The following is a 15,544-nucleotide window of genomic DNA, read 5'->3' on the forward strand; positions in this document are numbered from 1 at the left end:
AGGGTCTCGCAAAACGAGCGCGGCCGCCCTTTCAGGGGCGACCGCGCATTTGCGTGTTACTTTTTGCGGGACCAGTCCGCGACGTTCCAGAGTTCCGAATCCCAGGCATTCATGCGAACGCCTTCGAGTGTCAGCGAATGCGAGGAGACGTTGCCACGGTGGATCAGCGGAATATGTGCGCCTTCTTCCGTCAGCATGTCGTTCAGCTGTTTTGCGATTTCCCCACGCTTGGCGAAATCGGTCGTCTTGGAAAGGACGCCCACCAGCTTGTCGAATTCCGGGTTGCAATAACGCGGAATATTCTGACCCTGCCAGCCGTTTGCGGGGGCGGGGATCTTGTCGCACAGCCATTCCGCCAGGTATTTTTCCGGGTCGGTGCCGTCGAAATTGTTGGTGTACATTTCAACGTCGGCATAAAATTTCTGGAAGGTATCCGGGCTTGCCGGATCGCCGCCGAAGAACACCGAGGCGCTGACATTGCGCAGTTCGGACGCAACGCCGATCTGCGACCACATGTCCTTCACCAGTTCCTGCGCTGCCTGGCGAACGGAGTTGGTGGAGGTCTGGTAGAGGAAGGAAAGCTTCACGCCGTTTTTGGCGCGGATGCCATCGGCGCCCTTCACCCAGCCCGCATCATCAAGCAGCTTATTTGCGCCTTCCAAATCCTGCTTCAGGCACCAGCTGTCGTTTTTCGTCGAAGCGACAGCCGCCGGGGCCGGCACGATGTTGCAGGTCGGCTTGCCCGCCTCGCCATACCCCGTCTCATCGATAATGTCGCGATCGATGGCGAGCGAGAGCGCACGGCGCACGGCCGGGTCGGAAAGGGCCGGATGGGGACCGCCCTCCTTGGTGGAGCGCTTGTCACCCAGCGCAGGATCGGCATTGTACCAGTTGAGATTGATACGCTCGACCTGCGTGCCGAAGGCGGTTTCCAGCTTGCCCTTGCCGGCGGCCACCATGGTCGCCAGAATTTCCGGCTCCACCTGCATGTTCCAGGCGTAGTCGAATTCACCCGTTTCAAGCACGGCACGCGCAGCGGATGCCGCGTCACCGCCGCCCTTCAGGGTCGCCGTGGCGAAAGCGGGCTTGGCCGGATCACGATAATTGGGGTTGGCGACATAGCTGATGACGTCGTTCGGCTTGAACTCCTTGACCACAAAGGGGCCGGTGCCGATGGGGCCGAAATTGGCGGATGTGCAGCCGGGAGCCGCGGCGCCGACGCATTTTTCGAACTGCTTCTTCTGGATGACGGGCGATTGCGCGCCGACAAATGCCGAGTAGGGGTAGGGCTTGGGTTCAGTGAAGCTGATCTTGACGGTATGGGCGTCGATAGCCTCAACGTTTTTCACGCCTTCATATTGTGCCGCCTGCGCGCAGCCGCCGTCGGGTGCGGTGCAATATTTCCACGTGAAGATGACGTCGTCAGCGGTAAGCGGCGTGCCGTCGGACCATTTGACGTCACTTTTCAGCTTCCACGTCATGCTGAGCAGATCCTTCGCGACGCCGCCATTGTCGACCGTCGGGATCTCGCTCACCAGCATCGGCACCAGCTCGCCCTTTTCGTCGTAGCGGGCCAGAGGCTCAATCACCATGGACGAGCTGTAGATCTCTTTGGTGCCGCCGGAAAGATAAGGGTTGAGTGTCGATACAGCCTGCCAGAACAGGATTTTCAGTTCACCGTCACTGCCGCGTTCGGCATGGGCGGCAGATCCTGCCAAGGCCATCGCCGCCACCGTGCTGGCAAAGAGAATGCTGCGCTTCTTCATTATGTTTTCCCCTTTTTTGGATTTTATCTATTTGAATGTTTGACGCTTTTCCTGTCGTCATGCGCAAGGTATTTTATTGTAAGTATTTGACTTTGCTGAATAATATCCATTCGTTCCAGATGATGCTATTGTCAGTGTTTTTGAAAAGCAAGCCCCAAAGTCTTATTGATGAACAAAATTTGAGCCATTCGCCTTCCGGCCTATTTTTCGCTCATTCAGCAAATTTCACACTTGCAAAAGGAGAAATTCCAAACGCAATATGTTTTCCGACAACCCGGCGGGGAACAAAAAAGGGAATAAAGAGAATGCCGATATTGAACCGTGTGGCTGAAATGCAGGAAGACGTTGCCGGCTGGAGACGCCATCTGCATGAGCACCCGGAACTGCTCTATGATGTCTTCGAAACATCGAAATTCGTGGCCGAAAAACTGAAGTCCTTCGGCTGCGATATCGTCGAGACCGGCATCGGCAAGACCGGCGTGGTCGGCATCATCAAGGGGCGGCACGGGGATGGTCCGACCATCGGTTTCCGCTCCGACATGGACGCGCTGCCGATTCTTGAGACCAGCGGCAAGCCCTGGGCCTCGAAGACGCCCGGCAAGGCCCATTCCTGCGGCCATGACGGGCACACGGCCATGCTTCTGGGGGCGGCGCAGTATCTGGCCGAGACCCGCAATTTCAAAGGCTCCGTCGCGGTCATCTTCCAGCCGGCGGAAGAGGGCGGGGCAGGCGCGCTCGCCATGCTGAACGACGGCATGATGGAGAAATTCGGCATTTCGCAGGTCTATGGCATGCATAACGAGCCAGGCATTCCGGTCGGCCAATTCGCCATCCGCAAGGGTTCCACCATGGCGGCGGCGGATAGTTTCGAGATTGTCATCACCGGCAAGGGCAGCCACGCGGCCGCGCCGCATCTTTCCATCGATCCGGTGCTGACCTCGGCGCATATCATCATCGCGCTGCAATCCATCGTCTCGCGCGAGACTGATCCGTTGAAGTCGCTGGTCGTCACCGTCGCCACCACCCATGGCGGCACGGCGGTCAATGTCATTCCGGGTTCGGTGACGCTGACCGGCACGGTGAGGACCCTGCTGCCGGAAACCCGCGATTTTGCCGAAAAGCGGCTGAAGGAAGTGGCCACCGCCACGGCAATGGCGCATGGCGCCAGCGTGGAGGTGAAATACCATCGCGGATATCCCGTCACCTTCAACCACAGTGACGAAACCGAATTCGCGACCGGTGTGGCGATGGGCGTGGCCGGTGCGAACGCCGTCAACACCAATCCCAACCCGCATATGGGTGCGGAAGATTTTTCCTACATGCTGGAAGCCCGCCCCGGCGCCTTCATCTTCATCGGCAACGGCGATACCGCCGGGCTGCACAACGCCGCTTACGATTTCAACGACGAAGCCCTGCCTTACGGCATCAGCTACTGGGTTTCGATGGCCGAAACCGCACTTGCTGCATAAGACACCCGGCGGCCTTCATGGCCGCCTTCTGCTTTTCAGGAGATCGGCATGCTTTTGGCGGCGACATCAATGGAACAGACCGGCGGTTCGGTAAGCCCGGTTCTTTCGGTTCAGAATCTCACCACCTCCTTCCGCGTCGATGACGGCTGGAAATCCGTGGTGCGCAATATGAGTTTCGAGATTGCACCGCGCGAAACGGTGGCGATCGTCGGCGAAAGCGGCTCGGGCAAGAGCGTGACGTCGCTGTCGATCATGCGGCTTCTCGATAAAAAGACGAGTCGCATCGAGGGCAAGGTCATGCTCGGCGGCCGCGACCTGCTGGCGCTGCCGGAAGAGGAGATGCGCAAGGTTCGCGGCAAGGACATCTCTATGATCTTCCAGGAGCCGATGACGAGCCTCAACCCGATCTTCCCGATCGGCAAGCAGATCGCCGAAGCACTCACCGTACATCAGGATATTTCCTCCTCCGCTGCAAAAGCCGAAGTTATCCGCCTGCTCGAAAAGGTCCGCATTCCCAATGCGAAGAACCGGTTCGACGATTATCCGCACCAGTTTTCCGGCGGCATGCGCCAGCGCGTTATGATCGCCATGGCACTTGCCTCGAAACCAAAGCTCCTGATTGCAGACGAGCCGACGACGGCGCTCGACGTGACCATTCAGGGCCAGATTCTCGACCTTATCAAGCAATTGCAGGAAGAGGAGGGCATGTCGGTCCTGTTCATCACCCATGATATGGGCGTGGTGGCGGAAGTGGCTGACCGCACCATCGTCATGTTCCGCGGCGACGTGGTGGAAACCGGCCCGACGGACGATATCTTCCATCGCGGAAACCATCCCTATACGCGCGCCCTGCTTTCGGCGGTGCCGAAGCTCGGTTCGATGAAAGAGCGGGTGCTGCCCGCCCGCTTTCCGATCATCGATATCAAGACCGGCGAAAGCCAACCGGTCGAAGAGGTCAGGAACACGGTTTCCGGTGGTCGCACGCCCATTCTTTCGGTCCGGGACCTGACGACCCGCTTCGATATCCGCTCCGGTCTTCTTGGTCGCAAGTCCGGTGCCGTGCATGCGGTGGAGAAGGTCTCCTTCGACCTGGCTGAGGGCGAGACACTATCGCTGGTCGGTGAATCCGGCTGCGGCAAGTCCACCACGGGGCGGTCGATCACCCGGCTGATCGAACCGACCTCCGGTAACGTGACTCTCGACGGTTACGAGGTGATGAAACTCGACAAGACGACGTTGCGCACCATGCGCCGCAGCGTGCAGATGATCTTTCAGGACCCCTTCGCCAGTCTCGATCCGCGCATGAGCATCGGCACGGCGATCATGGAGCCCTTCATCGAACACCGGCTTGGACCGAAGGCGCAGGCGCGTGAAAAGGCGGCGGACCTGATGGAGAAGGTTGGCCTCAGCCCGGATATGATGCGGCGCTTCCCGCATGAGTTTTCCGGCGGCCAGCGCCAGCGCATCGCCATTGCCCGTTCGCTGATGCTTGACCCCAAGGTCATCGTTGCCGATGAAGCGGTGTCGGCGCTTGATGTCTCCATCAAGGCGCAGGTCTGTAACCTGCTGCTCGATCTGCAACAGAGCCTCAACCTCGCCTTCCTGTTCATTTCCCACGATATGGCTGTGGTGGAGCGTGTCAGTCATCGTGTCGCGGTGATGTATCTCGGCGAGATCGTCGAAATCGGCCCACGCGCCGCCGTCTTCGATAATCCGCAGCACCCCTATACGAAAAAGCTCATGTCCGCCGTTCCGGTGCCGGATCCGGCCCGGCGCCAGATCAGGCGCAACATGGCAACGGACGAGATCAAAAGCCCGATCCGTCCTGTGAACTATGTTCCGCCGCAACGCCATTACCGCGAGGTTTCGGCAGGGCATCTGGTGCAGGAAGCGGCTTGATATAGAGGAAACTGCGCAGGGATAGGTGCCTCTGTGTTCACGACGTCATCCTCGGTCTTGTGCCGAGGATCTGCCAATGTCTCGTAAATCGGTGCATTGCAGATGCTCGGGACAGGCCCGAGCATGACGGAGGAAATGTTTTGCATCTTCTTTAGAGGTGCCCGGTGCCGCCAAACGCTTCGCTCAGTCGCTGCGCCGTTTGACAGGCGGCCTGAAAAAATGCCAGCAAATGCTCGAGCATAATTCTTAGAGGGCGGCGGCATGGCCAGACGGAACGACGCACATGGACGGCTTGATGATGCGGCGCGTGCTGGCTGGCTTTATTATGTCGCGGGCCGCACGCAGGACGAGATCGCCGCTGCCATGGGCATATCCCGGCAATCGGCGCAGCGGCTGGTATCGCTGGCCGTCGCCGAGCGGTTGATCAAGGTCCGGCTCGATCATCCCATCGCCGCCTGTCTCGAAAAGGCGGAGCGGCTGAAGCAGAAATTCGACCTTAGATATATCGAGGTGGTGCCGAGCGATCCCGCTGGCGTTTCCTCCACGGTCGGCATTGCCGAGGCCGGTGCGGCGGAAATCGAGCGCTGGCTGAAAAATGCCGATCCCATCGTGCTTGCCATCGGCACCGGCCGTACGCTGAAGGCGGCTGTGGACCAACTGCCGCCGATGGAATGTCCGCAGCACCGCATCGTGTCACTGACAGGCAATATCGGCCCGGATGGCTCGGCTGCCTATTACAACGTCATCTTCAGCATGGCCGATGCCATCAAGGCGCGGCATTTTCCCATGCCGCTGCCAGTCCTGTGCTCCTCGGCGGAAGAACGTGAATTGCTGCATGACCAGTCCATGGTGCGCTCGACGCTGGCGCTGGGTTCTGCGGCCAATGTCACCTTCGTCGGTGTCGGCGAACTCGGTGAAAACGCACCGCTCTGCGTTGATGGTTTCCTCGGTGTCGACGAGATGAAGGCCCTGATGGCAAGCGGTGCGGTCGGCGAGATCTGTGGCTGGATGTATGATGCCAATGGCCACATTCTCGACCATTCCGTCAACGAGCGCGTCGCCTCCGTTCCCATCCCATCACGAGAGACCTGCACGGTCATCGGAATGGCGCAGGGCACGCGCAAAAATGCCTCGATTCTGGCGGCGTTGAGGGGTGGTCTGTTGAACGGCCTCATTACCGACGAAGTGACAAGCGAATATTTGCTCACTCACTGAGCAAAAATTAATTCATTAAAATCAAAGACTTGATTTTTCCATGTGCGCCGCAGCACAGGATGTCGCTTGACATTTTTGCTCTGCGGGTGAGTAAATGCCCTAGAGCAAAGCGAATGCTCATCATTTTTCTTCTGGGAGGAAGATATGACATTGAAGACCATTTTGCTGGGCGCATGCTCGGCACTCGCCTTTTCGACCCTTGCCTCCGCCGAAACGCTGACCATCGCCACCGTTAATAACGGCGATATGATCCGCATGCAGGGGCTGACCTCCGACTTCACCACCAAGAACCCCGACATCAAGGTGGAATGGGTCACGCTTGAAGAAAACGTCCTGCGCGAGCGCGTGACGACCGATATCGCCACCAATGGCGGTCAGTACGACATCATGACCATCGGCAACTATGAAGTGCCGATCTGGGCCAAGCAGGGCTGGCTGCTGCCGCTCGAAAAGCTTGGCGACAAATACGACGTGGATGATATTCTGCCGGCGATCCGTGGTGGTCTTTCCAGCGAAGGCAAGCTTTATGCGGCGCCGTTCTACGGCGAATCCGCCATGATCATGTATCGCAAGGACCTGTTTGAAAAAGCCGGCCTGAAGATGCCTGAAAACCCGACCTGGGAATTCATCGGTGACGCTGCCCGCAAGATTACCGATCGCAAGGCGGATATCAACGGCATGTGCCTGCGCGGCAAAGCTGGCTGGGGCGAGAACATGGCCTTCATCAGTGCGCTCACCAACTCCTTTGGCGGCCGCTGGTTCGATGAGAACTGGAAACCGCAGTTCGATCAGCCGGAATGGAAGAGTGCTCTTCAGTTCTACGTCGATCTGATGAAGGATGCCGGTCCGTCGGGTGCTTCCTCCAACGGCTTCAACGAAAACCTGACGCTGTTCCAGCAGGGCAAATGCGGCATGTGGATCGACGCCACGGTGGCTGCTTCCTTCGTTTCAAACCCGAAGGATTCGACCGTTGCCGACAAGGTCGGTTATGCGCTCTTCCCGACGCATGGCGAACTGAAGAACCACGGCAACTGGTTGTGGTCATGGAACCTTGCTATCCCGAAGAGCTCGCAGAAGGCGGATGCCGCCGAGAAGTTCATCTCCTGGGCAACCAGCAAGGAATATACCCAACTCGTCGCTGCCAAGGAAGGCTGGGCAAACGTGCCTCCGGGTACCCGCACCTCGCTTTACAAAAATGCTGACTATGAAAAAGCAGCCGCCTTCGCCAAGCCGACGCTTGCTGCGATGGATGCCGCCGACATCACCAAGCCGACCGTAAAGCCCGTGCCTTACACCGGCGGTCAGTTCGTGGCGATCCCTGAGTTCCAGGCGCTCGGCACCACGGTCGGTCAGCTGTTCTCGGCGGTCGTTGCCGGCCAGTCCAGTGTCGACGATGCGCTTGCCAGCGCCCAGTCGACAGCGACGCGTGAAATGACCCGCGCCGGTTACATCAAGTAATCCTCCTGAAGATCGCTGTCCGGCGCCAATGCCGGGCAGCGAACCTTGGGGGCGCAAGCCGCGAGCTGCGCGGTGGCCTTTAAGCCTTTCAAATCAAAACTGGAATGAGCCGGTTCTTCCGGATATGCCGGGGGCATTTCGTGATGCCCGAGCCCATGGGGAGGTTAGTGCAATGGCAACACGGAACACGAGCGGTCTGGCGCGGGTTATGCTTGCGCCTTCGGTGCTGCTTTTGCTGGTGTGGATGATCGTGCCCCTGGCGATGACGCTGTGGTTTTCGTTCCAGAACTACAATCTCCTCAACCCCGCCAATGTCAGCTTCGCCGGCCTGTTCAATTACCAGTATTTCTACACCGACCCGGCCTTCTTCCAGTCGATCTGGAACACGCTGCTGATCGTCGGCGGCGTACTTCTGATCACCGTCATCGGCGGCATCGCCATTGCGCTCCTGCTCGACAATGACATCTTCGGTCAGGGTATCGTGCGTATCATGATCATCTCGCCGTTCTTCGTCATGCCGCCGGTGGCCGCACTGGTGTGGAAGAACATGATCATGCATCCCGGTTACGGCGTGCTCGCCGATCTGTCCCGCTTCTTCGGCCTGCAGCCGGTCGACTGGTTCGCGCAGTTTCCGCTGCTCTCCATCATCATCATCGTTGCCTGGCAATGGCTGCCCTTTGCAACGCTGATCCTGCTCACCGCCCTCCAGTCGCTTGACGGCGAGCAGAAGGAAGCGGCCGAGATGGACGGCGCCAACTTCATCAATCGTTTCGTCTATCTGACCCTGCCGCATCTGTCGCGCGCCATCACGGTCGTCATCCTCATCCAGACGATCTTCCTGCTCGGCGTTTATGCGGAAATCCTCGTCACCACCAATGGCGGCCCGGGTTATGCCTCGACCAACCTTGCCTTCCTCATCTATCGCACGGCGCTTCTGGGTTACGACGTCGGCGGCGCATCGGCCGGTGGCATCATCGCCGTCGTGCTCGCCAATATCGTCGCCATCTTCCTGATGCGCGCCGTCGGCAAGAACCTCGACCGTTAAGGAGAAGCGATCATGGCCCGCAAGACAACCACACGCGCAAAGATCGGCTTTTCCATCGCGGCATGGGCCGTGGCGCTTCTGCTGTTCTTCCCGATCCTCTACGCCTTCCTCACCTCGATCAAGACCGAGCCGGAGGCAATCGCAGGCTTCAGCCTCATTCCCTCGGGCACGCTCGAAAACTACATCACCGTCCAGACCCAGCGCGATTACTTCAAGCCGTTCATGAACTCGGTGGTGCTGTCGCTCGGCTCGACGATCATCGCGCTCATCATCGCCATTCCCGCCGCCTGGGCCATGGCGTTCTCGCCGACCAAGCGCACCAAGGACATCCTGATGTGGATGCTGTCCACCAAAATGATGCCGGCGGTTGCCGTGCTGGTGCCGATCTACCTGATCTTCCGCAATGCCGGCCTGCTCGATACCCGCATTGGCCTCACCGTCATGCTCACCTTCATCAACCTGCCGATCGTGGTGTGGATGCTTTACACCTACTTCCGCGAAATCCCCGGCGAGATTCTTGAGGCAGCCCGCATGGATGGCGCATCGCTGTGGAACGAGATCGTGCATGTGCTGACCCCAATGGCGGTTCCGGGCATTGCCTCGACGCTGCTCCTGAACGTCATTCTTGCCTGGAACGAATCCTTCTGGACCATCCGGCTGACGACCACCAATGCAGCACCGCTGACCGCCTTCATCGCCTCCTTCTCCTCACCGCAGGGGCTGTTCTGGGCAAAACTGTCGGCCGCCTCGATGATGGCGATCGCCCCCATTCTCGTCATCGGCTGGTTCTCGCAGAAACAACTCGTGCGTGGCCTCACCTTTGGCGCCGTGAAATAAGGAACGACAATAATGGGCAGCATTTCCCTTCAGAACGTGTCCAAGCTCTTCGGCGAGGCAAAAGTCATCCCGTCGATCGATCTCGATATCCATGACGGCGAGTTCGTCGTCTTCGTCGGCCCGTCCGGCTGCGGCAAGTCCACCCTGCTACGCCTGATTGCCGGGCTGGAAGACGTCTCCGGCGGCAGAATAGTCATCGACGGCAAGGACGCCACCGAAAAGGCCCCGGCCGAGCGTGGTCTTGCCATGGTGTTCCAGTCCTATGCGCTTTATCCGCATATGAGCGTGCGCAACAACATTGCCTTCCCGCTGAAGATGGCCAAGCTCGACAAGGCCGTCATCGACAAGAAGGTCGACGATGCCGCCCGCATCCTCAACCTCACCGATTATCTCGAGCGCCGGCCCTCGCAGCTCTCAGGCGGCCAGCGCCAGCGCGTCGCCATCGGCCGCGCCATCGTGCGCGAACCGAAAGCGTTTCTGTTCGACGAACCGCTTTCCAACCTCGATGCGGCGCTGCGTGGCACCATGCGGCTGGAAATCTCCGAGCTGCACAACACGCTGAAGACGACGATGATCTACGTCACCCACGACCAGGTGGAAGCCATGACCATGGCCGACAAGATCGTGGTCCTCAACCGCGGCAATATCGAGCAGGTCGGCTCACCAATGGAGCTTTACCGCTCGCCCGCCAACCTCTTCGTCGCCGGCTTCATCGGCTCGCCGCGCATGAACCTGGTGACCGGCGATTACGCCCGGCAAAAGGGTGCGACTACCGCCGGTGTGCGGCCGGAGCATCTGGTGCTGTCGAAAGAGAGCGGGCTGTGGCAGGGCAAGGTCACGGTTGCCGAACATCTCGGCTCCGATACCTTCCTGCATCTCGAGGTCCAAGGCATCGGCCCGATCACCGCCAGAACCGATGGTGAGTTCGAATGCAGGCATGGCGATACCGTCTTCATCACGCCGGATGACACAAAGATCCACAGGTTCGATGAAAAGGGCATCGCGATATGACGGGAAGACTGGAAGGCAAATCCGCGCTGATAACAGGTTCGGCGCGTGGCATTGGCCGCGCCTTTGCGGAGGCCTACATACGCGAGGGCGCAACCGTCGCCATCGCCGATATCGATTTCGAACGCGCCAGCAAAACCGCCCGTGAAATCGGCGAGAACGCCTATGCAGTCGAACTCGACGTGACCAAGCAGCATTCCATCGACACGGCCATCCGCACGGTAGAGGGCCAGACCGGTGGCCTCGATATCCTCATCAACAATGCCGCGCTCTTCGACCTCGCACCGATTGTCGAGATCAAACGCGAAAGCTACGAAAGACTGTTTTCAATCAACGTATCAGGCACACTGTTCATGATGCAGGCCGCCGCAAAAACAATGATTGCTCGGGGAAAAGGCGGCAAGATCATCAATATGGCAAGCCAGGCGGGCCGGCGCGGCGAGGGACTGGTGGCGATCTATTGCGCCACCAAGGCCGCCGTCATCAGCCTCACCCAATCGGCCGGGCTCGATCTCATCAAGCACGGTATCAACGTCAATGCGATTGCACCCGGCGTGGTCGATGGCGAGCACTGGGACGGCGTGGATGCGCTGTTTGCGAAATATGAAAACCGCCCGGCCGGTGAAAAGAAGCGGCTGGTCGGGGAGGCCGTGCCCTTCGGCCGCATGGGCCGTGCCGAAGACCTGACCGGCATGGCGATCTTCCTTGCCTCCGATGAGGCCGAATACATCGTCGCCCAGACCTATAATGTCGATGGCGGCAACTGGATGAGCTGAGTATCGGGCGCTTGCCGCCCGGCCTTGGCACGAACAACGTTTCCCCTTCGAGGATCGTGACATGACATGCAAACTCTCCCTCGCAACGCTTGACGAAGCCAGAAAAACCGCGGCGGTTCCGGCCTATTCCCGGACCGATCTTTCAGCCGGCATCGTGCATTTCGGCGTTGGCAATTTCCATCGCGCGCATCAGGCGGTTTATCTGGATGACCTCTTCAACACGGGTGCGGACCATGACTTCGCTATCATCGGTGCGGGTGTTCTGCCCTCCGATGCGGTGATGCGTGAAAAGCTTGCCGCGCAGGATTTCCTGACGACGGTGGTGGAGCAGGACAATAACCGCACCGGTGCGCGTGTTACCGGGCCGATGATCGACATTCTGAAGGTCGGCGACACAAAGGCCATCATCGATACGCTCGCCGATCCGAAAATCCGCATCGTCTCGATGACGATTACCGAGGGCGGTTATTTCATCGACGCTTCCGGTTCCTTCAATCCGCAGCACCCGGCAATTGCCGAAGACGGGCACAACCCGGCGACGCCGAAAACCGTGTTCGGCTTCATCGTCGCCGGGCTGAAGGCGCGGCGCGACAGGGGGCTGCAACCCTTTACCGTCATGTCCTGCGACAACATTCCGCATAATGGCAAGGTCACGAAAAATGCCGTGGTCGGCCTGGCGGCCTTGTCCGATCCAGCCTTTGCCAACTGGATCGGCGAAAATGTCGCTTTCCCGAATTCCATGGTCGACCGTATTACGCCTGCTACCGGCGAGCGCGAACGCAATATTGCCCGCGACGATTTCGGCATCGAGGACAACTGGCCGGTCTTCTGCGAGGAATTCAAGCAATGGGTGATGGAGGATAATTTCCCCGCAGGTCGCCCGGCGCTCGAAAAGGCGGGCGTACAGTTCGTCAAGGATGTCGCGCCCTATGAGCATATGAAAATCCGCATCCTCAACGGCGGCCACGCGGCAATCGCTTATCCGGCCGCGCTGCTCGACATTCATTTCGTGCATGAGGCGATGGAGCATCCGCTGATCAGGGCGTTTCTGGCAAAGCTCGAAAAAGAAGAAATCATCCCGGTCATTCCGCCGGTTCCCGACACGAATCTCGCCGACTATTTCGGGCTGATCGAACGGCGTTTCCTCAACCCGAAGATCGGTGACACCATTCCGCGCTTGGCGCAGGACGGCTCCAACCGCCAGCCGAAATTCATCCTCCCCTCCACCGCTGACCGTCTGGCGCGTGGTGAGGATATTGTCGGCCTGTCGCTGGTTTCGGCTCTGTGGTGCCGTTATTTCTACGGTACCTCCGATAGCGGCAAACAAATCACCTTCAACGACGCCAGCGCCGAGCGCCTTCAGGCGGCGGCCATCAAGGCCAAGGATGATCCGATGGCCTTCCTCGCGCTTGACGACATTTTCGGGGAGGTTGCCGAATCGGAGCTTTTCCGTAAACGCTTTGCCCATGCATTGAAGACGTTGTGGCAAGAAGGCACGGCGAAGACCTTGCAGTGTTATCTGGATGACAAGCTGGCTGAAAAGTGACCATGAGATGGAAGACGAGACCGGGCCCCTTTTGATTTTCGATTGTGACGGCGTTCTCGTCGACAGCGAGCCGGTCTCCATCTCCGTCCTTCTCGATATGCTCTCCCATCTCGGTGTGACGATGGGAGAGGAGGAGGCCTATGAGCGCTTTCTCGGCCGCAGCGTCGCCAGCATGACCGCGACGCTGTTTGAGGATTACGGCGTCGAGACCGACATCGATTTTCTTGATCATATGCGCGCGACGCTGTTCGAGCGCTTCCGCACCGAGCTTCGGCCGATTGACGGCATATCCGAAACGCTGGACAGGCTCCTGCCGCTGCGTCGCTGCGTCGCCTCCTCCAGCCAGCCGGAGCGCATCCGTTATTCGCTGGGGCTGACCGGCCTCATCGATAAATTCGAGCCCCATGTCTTCAGCGCCACCATGGTGAAGAACGGCAAGCCGGCGCCTGATCTTTTCTTGCACGCGGCGCGCCAAATGGGAGCTGATCCGCGTCACTGCATCGTGATCGAAGACAGCCCGGCGGGCATTGCCGCCGCAAAGGCAGCCGGCATGGGCGTTTTTGCCTTTACCGGCGGTTCGCATGCCCGCTTTCCCGCATTCCGCGAAAAGATCACCGGGCTTGGGGCGGATGCCGTGTTTGACGCGATGCCGGATTTGGTCCAACTTGTCGGCAATTATGTGGGGAAGGGCGGTTTTGACAGGCGGGCGGAACGCGATGCAGGCTGAGCGGGACTCTGCCTGCTGCCGTCCGGAGGTCGTTGCGCAAGGGATGGAATTGCAGTCTTGATGCGTCAAAATCTCGTCGCTGTCGATGTCGGCACCGCCAGCGCCCGGGCCGGAATTTTTGATCCGGCCGGCCGGCTACTCGCCCGTTCCACCCATCCGATCCTGATGCAGAGGCCGCAGGAAAACCACGCCGAACACGATTCCACCGATATATGGAACGCCGTCTGCATTGCGGTCAAAGCAGCGCTTGCCGAGGCCGGTGTTTCGCCGCAAAGCATTGCCGCCATCGGTTTTGACGCCACTTGCTCGCTCGTCATCCGTGATGGGCGGGGTGATCCCGTTTCGGTTTCCGTTACCGGTGAAGACCGGTTCGACACCATCGTCTGGCTCGACCACCGGGCGATAGGTGAGGCCGACCGGCTGACGGCATCCGGCCACCGGGTGCTGGATTTTGCCGGCAACAGCGTCTCGCCGGAAATGCAGATACCGAAGCTGATGTGGCTGAAGGCACATATGCCGGCAAGCTGGTCGCGCATGTCATTCGCTTTCGATCTGGCGGATTTCCTGACATGGAAGGCGACCGGTTCAGCGCAGCGTTCAAATTGCACGCAGACGGCGAAGTGGAATTTTCTGGCGCAGGAAAATCCCGGCTGGCAGGCGGATTATCTGGAACTGGCGGGCCTTGCCGACCTGAAGGAGCGGGCAGGCCTTCCCGAAACCACCGTGATGCCGGGGGAAGGCATCGGCCCGCTTTCGCCCGAAGCAGCCGACGAGCTCGGTCTCGATACCGGCTGTGAGGTGGCGGCGGGCATGATCGACGCCTATGCCGGCGCGCTTGGCGCGCTTGGCGGCTGCCTGTCTGCAGATGTCGGCCGGCATGTGGCCCTGATCGCCGGGACTTCGAGCTGCCTTGTCGCCATGTCGGAGCGGCAGATGCCCGGTCACAGCCTCTGGGGCCCCTATTGGCAGGCGATCCTGCCCGGGCACTGGCTGGTGGAAGGCGGGCAATCGGCCACCGGTGCGCTGCTCGACCATATCGTGCGCATGCATGCGGCAGGCGGTGAGCCGGATACGGCGCTGCATGCCCGCATCGTTGCGCGGGTAACGGAGTTGCGCGCGCTTGAGGGCGAGGCCTTCGCCGAGCGGCTGCACGTGCTGCCGGATTTCCACGGCAACCGCTCGCCGCTTGCCGATCCGCATGCCGTCGGCGTCATCAGCGGCCTGACTTTGGATACGTCTTTCGACAGTCTCTGCCGTCTTTACTGGCGCACAGCCGTCGCGATTGCGCTTGGCGCCCGCCATGTGCTCGATGCGATGGAGCGTTTCGGTTATGCGGTGGAAACCCTGCATGTCACCGGCGGTCATGTGAAGAACCCGCTGCTGATGGAGCTTTACGCCGATGTGACGGGCAAGCGCATCGTGGTTCCCGCAACCGCTGACGCGGTGCTTCTCGGAACGGCAATGACGGCGGCGACGGCCGGCGGGGTGCATGCGAGCCTTGCTGCTGCAGGGGCCGCCATGTATCCGGGTAATGCGGAAATAACAGGCAACCCGGCGCTCGCACCCCGTTATGAGCGGGATTATCGTCGTTTCCTTGCCATGTACCGGCATCGGCAGGAACTGGAGAGCCTTTGATTGTCTGAAGGCAAATGGCATGGCCGAGTGGGTGCCGCGCGTTTCTTCTCCCCGCCGGGGAGAAGGTGGCCCGAAGGGCCGGATGAGGGGGAACGCCAGCGATGAACGCACCCTAGCCCCCTCATCCCGCTGCCGCGGACTTCTCCCCGGCGGGGAGAAGAAA

Annotated in this window: 12 protein-coding genes; 11 read left to right on the top strand and 1 reads right to left on the bottom strand. The window is 59.8% G+C overall.

Annotated elements, in window-relative coordinates:
- Positions 1-56 precede the first annotated feature (56 nt).
- Complete coding sequence (locus tag MRBLRC7O_RS21360) at positions 57-1,766, bottom strand: peptide ABC transporter substrate-binding protein (protein ID WP_003504788.1); 1,710 nt, start codon at positions 1,764-1,766, stop codon at positions 57-59.
- Positions 1,767-2,071: 305 nt separating this feature from the next.
- Here MRBLRC7O_RS21360 and MRBLRC7O_RS21365 point away from each other — a divergent pair, with 305 nt between their 5' ends.
- From MRBLRC7O_RS21365 to MRBLRC7O_RS21415, 11 genes are all read left to right on the top strand, one after another.
- Entirely contained in the window at positions 2,072-3,235 is a 1,164-nt protein-coding gene (locus MRBLRC7O_RS21365; protein WP_020813243.1) for a M20 aminoacylase family protein, read from the top strand.
- 48 nt (positions 3,236-3,283) lie between these two features.
- Positions 3,284-5,134 (top strand): ABC transporter ATP-binding protein, encoded by a 1,851-nt coding sequence (locus MRBLRC7O_RS21370; RefSeq protein ID WP_367727609.1) that lies wholly within the window; start codon positions 3,284-3,286, stop codon positions 5,132-5,134.
- Positions 5,135-5,395: 261 nt separating this feature from the next.
- A complete protein-coding gene (locus MRBLRC7O_RS21375; RefSeq protein WP_020813245.1) occupies positions 5,396-6,349 on the top strand; it encodes a sugar-binding transcriptional regulator in 954 nt (317 codons plus the stop codon).
- Positions 6,350-6,493: 144 nt separating this feature from the next.
- Positions 6,494-7,807, top strand: a complete 1,314-nt coding sequence (locus tag MRBLRC7O_RS21380; protein WP_003518078.1) for an ABC transporter substrate-binding protein — start codon at positions 6,494-6,496, stop codon at positions 7,805-7,807.
- Between the two features lie 172 nt (positions 7,808-7,979).
- Complete coding sequence (locus MRBLRC7O_RS21385; RefSeq protein WP_111791367.1) at positions 7,980-8,852, top strand: carbohydrate ABC transporter permease; 873 nt, start codon at positions 7,980-7,982, stop codon at positions 8,850-8,852.
- Positions 8,853-8,864: 12 nt separating this feature from the next.
- Entirely contained in the window at positions 8,865-9,689 is an 825-nt protein-coding gene (locus MRBLRC7O_RS21390) for a carbohydrate ABC transporter permease (RefSeq protein WP_111782392.1), read from the top strand.
- Between the two features lie 12 nt (positions 9,690-9,701).
- Positions 9,702-10,700 carry an ABC transporter ATP-binding protein gene (locus tag MRBLRC7O_RS21395; protein ID WP_367727610.1) on the top strand — a complete coding sequence of 333 codons (999 nt, stop codon included), beginning with the start codon at positions 9,702-9,704 and terminating at the stop codon, positions 10,698-10,700.
- Complete coding sequence (locus MRBLRC7O_RS21400) at positions 10,697-11,473, top strand: L-iditol 2-dehydrogenase (protein WP_003510470.1); 777 nt, start codon at positions 10,697-10,699, stop codon at positions 11,471-11,473. Before MRBLRC7O_RS21395 ends, MRBLRC7O_RS21400 begins: the two co-directional genes overlap by 4 nt.
- A 61-nt stretch (positions 11,474-11,534) precedes the next feature.
- Positions 11,535-13,019 carry a mannitol dehydrogenase family protein gene (locus tag MRBLRC7O_RS21405; protein ID WP_111821126.1) on the top strand — a complete coding sequence of 495 codons (1,485 nt, stop codon included), beginning with the start codon at positions 11,535-11,537 and terminating at the stop codon, positions 13,017-13,019.
- A 7-nt stretch (positions 13,020-13,026) separates the two neighbouring features.
- Positions 13,027-13,746, top strand: coding sequence for an HAD family hydrolase (locus MRBLRC7O_RS21410; protein ID WP_020811795.1), 720 nt, complete (start codon positions 13,027-13,029; stop codon positions 13,744-13,746).
- 60 nt (positions 13,747-13,806) lie between these two features.
- Positions 13,807-15,381, top strand: a complete 1,575-nt coding sequence (locus MRBLRC7O_RS21415) for an FGGY-family carbohydrate kinase (protein WP_162697679.1) — start codon at positions 13,807-13,809, stop codon at positions 15,379-15,381.
- The last annotated feature ends 163 nt before the right edge of the window (positions 15,382-15,544 follow it).

The organism is Agrobacterium radiobacter (assembly GCF_040801995.1).
In the GTDB taxonomy this organism is placed as follows: Bacteria; Pseudomonadota; Alphaproteobacteria; order Rhizobiales; family Rhizobiaceae; genus Agrobacterium; species Agrobacterium radiobacter.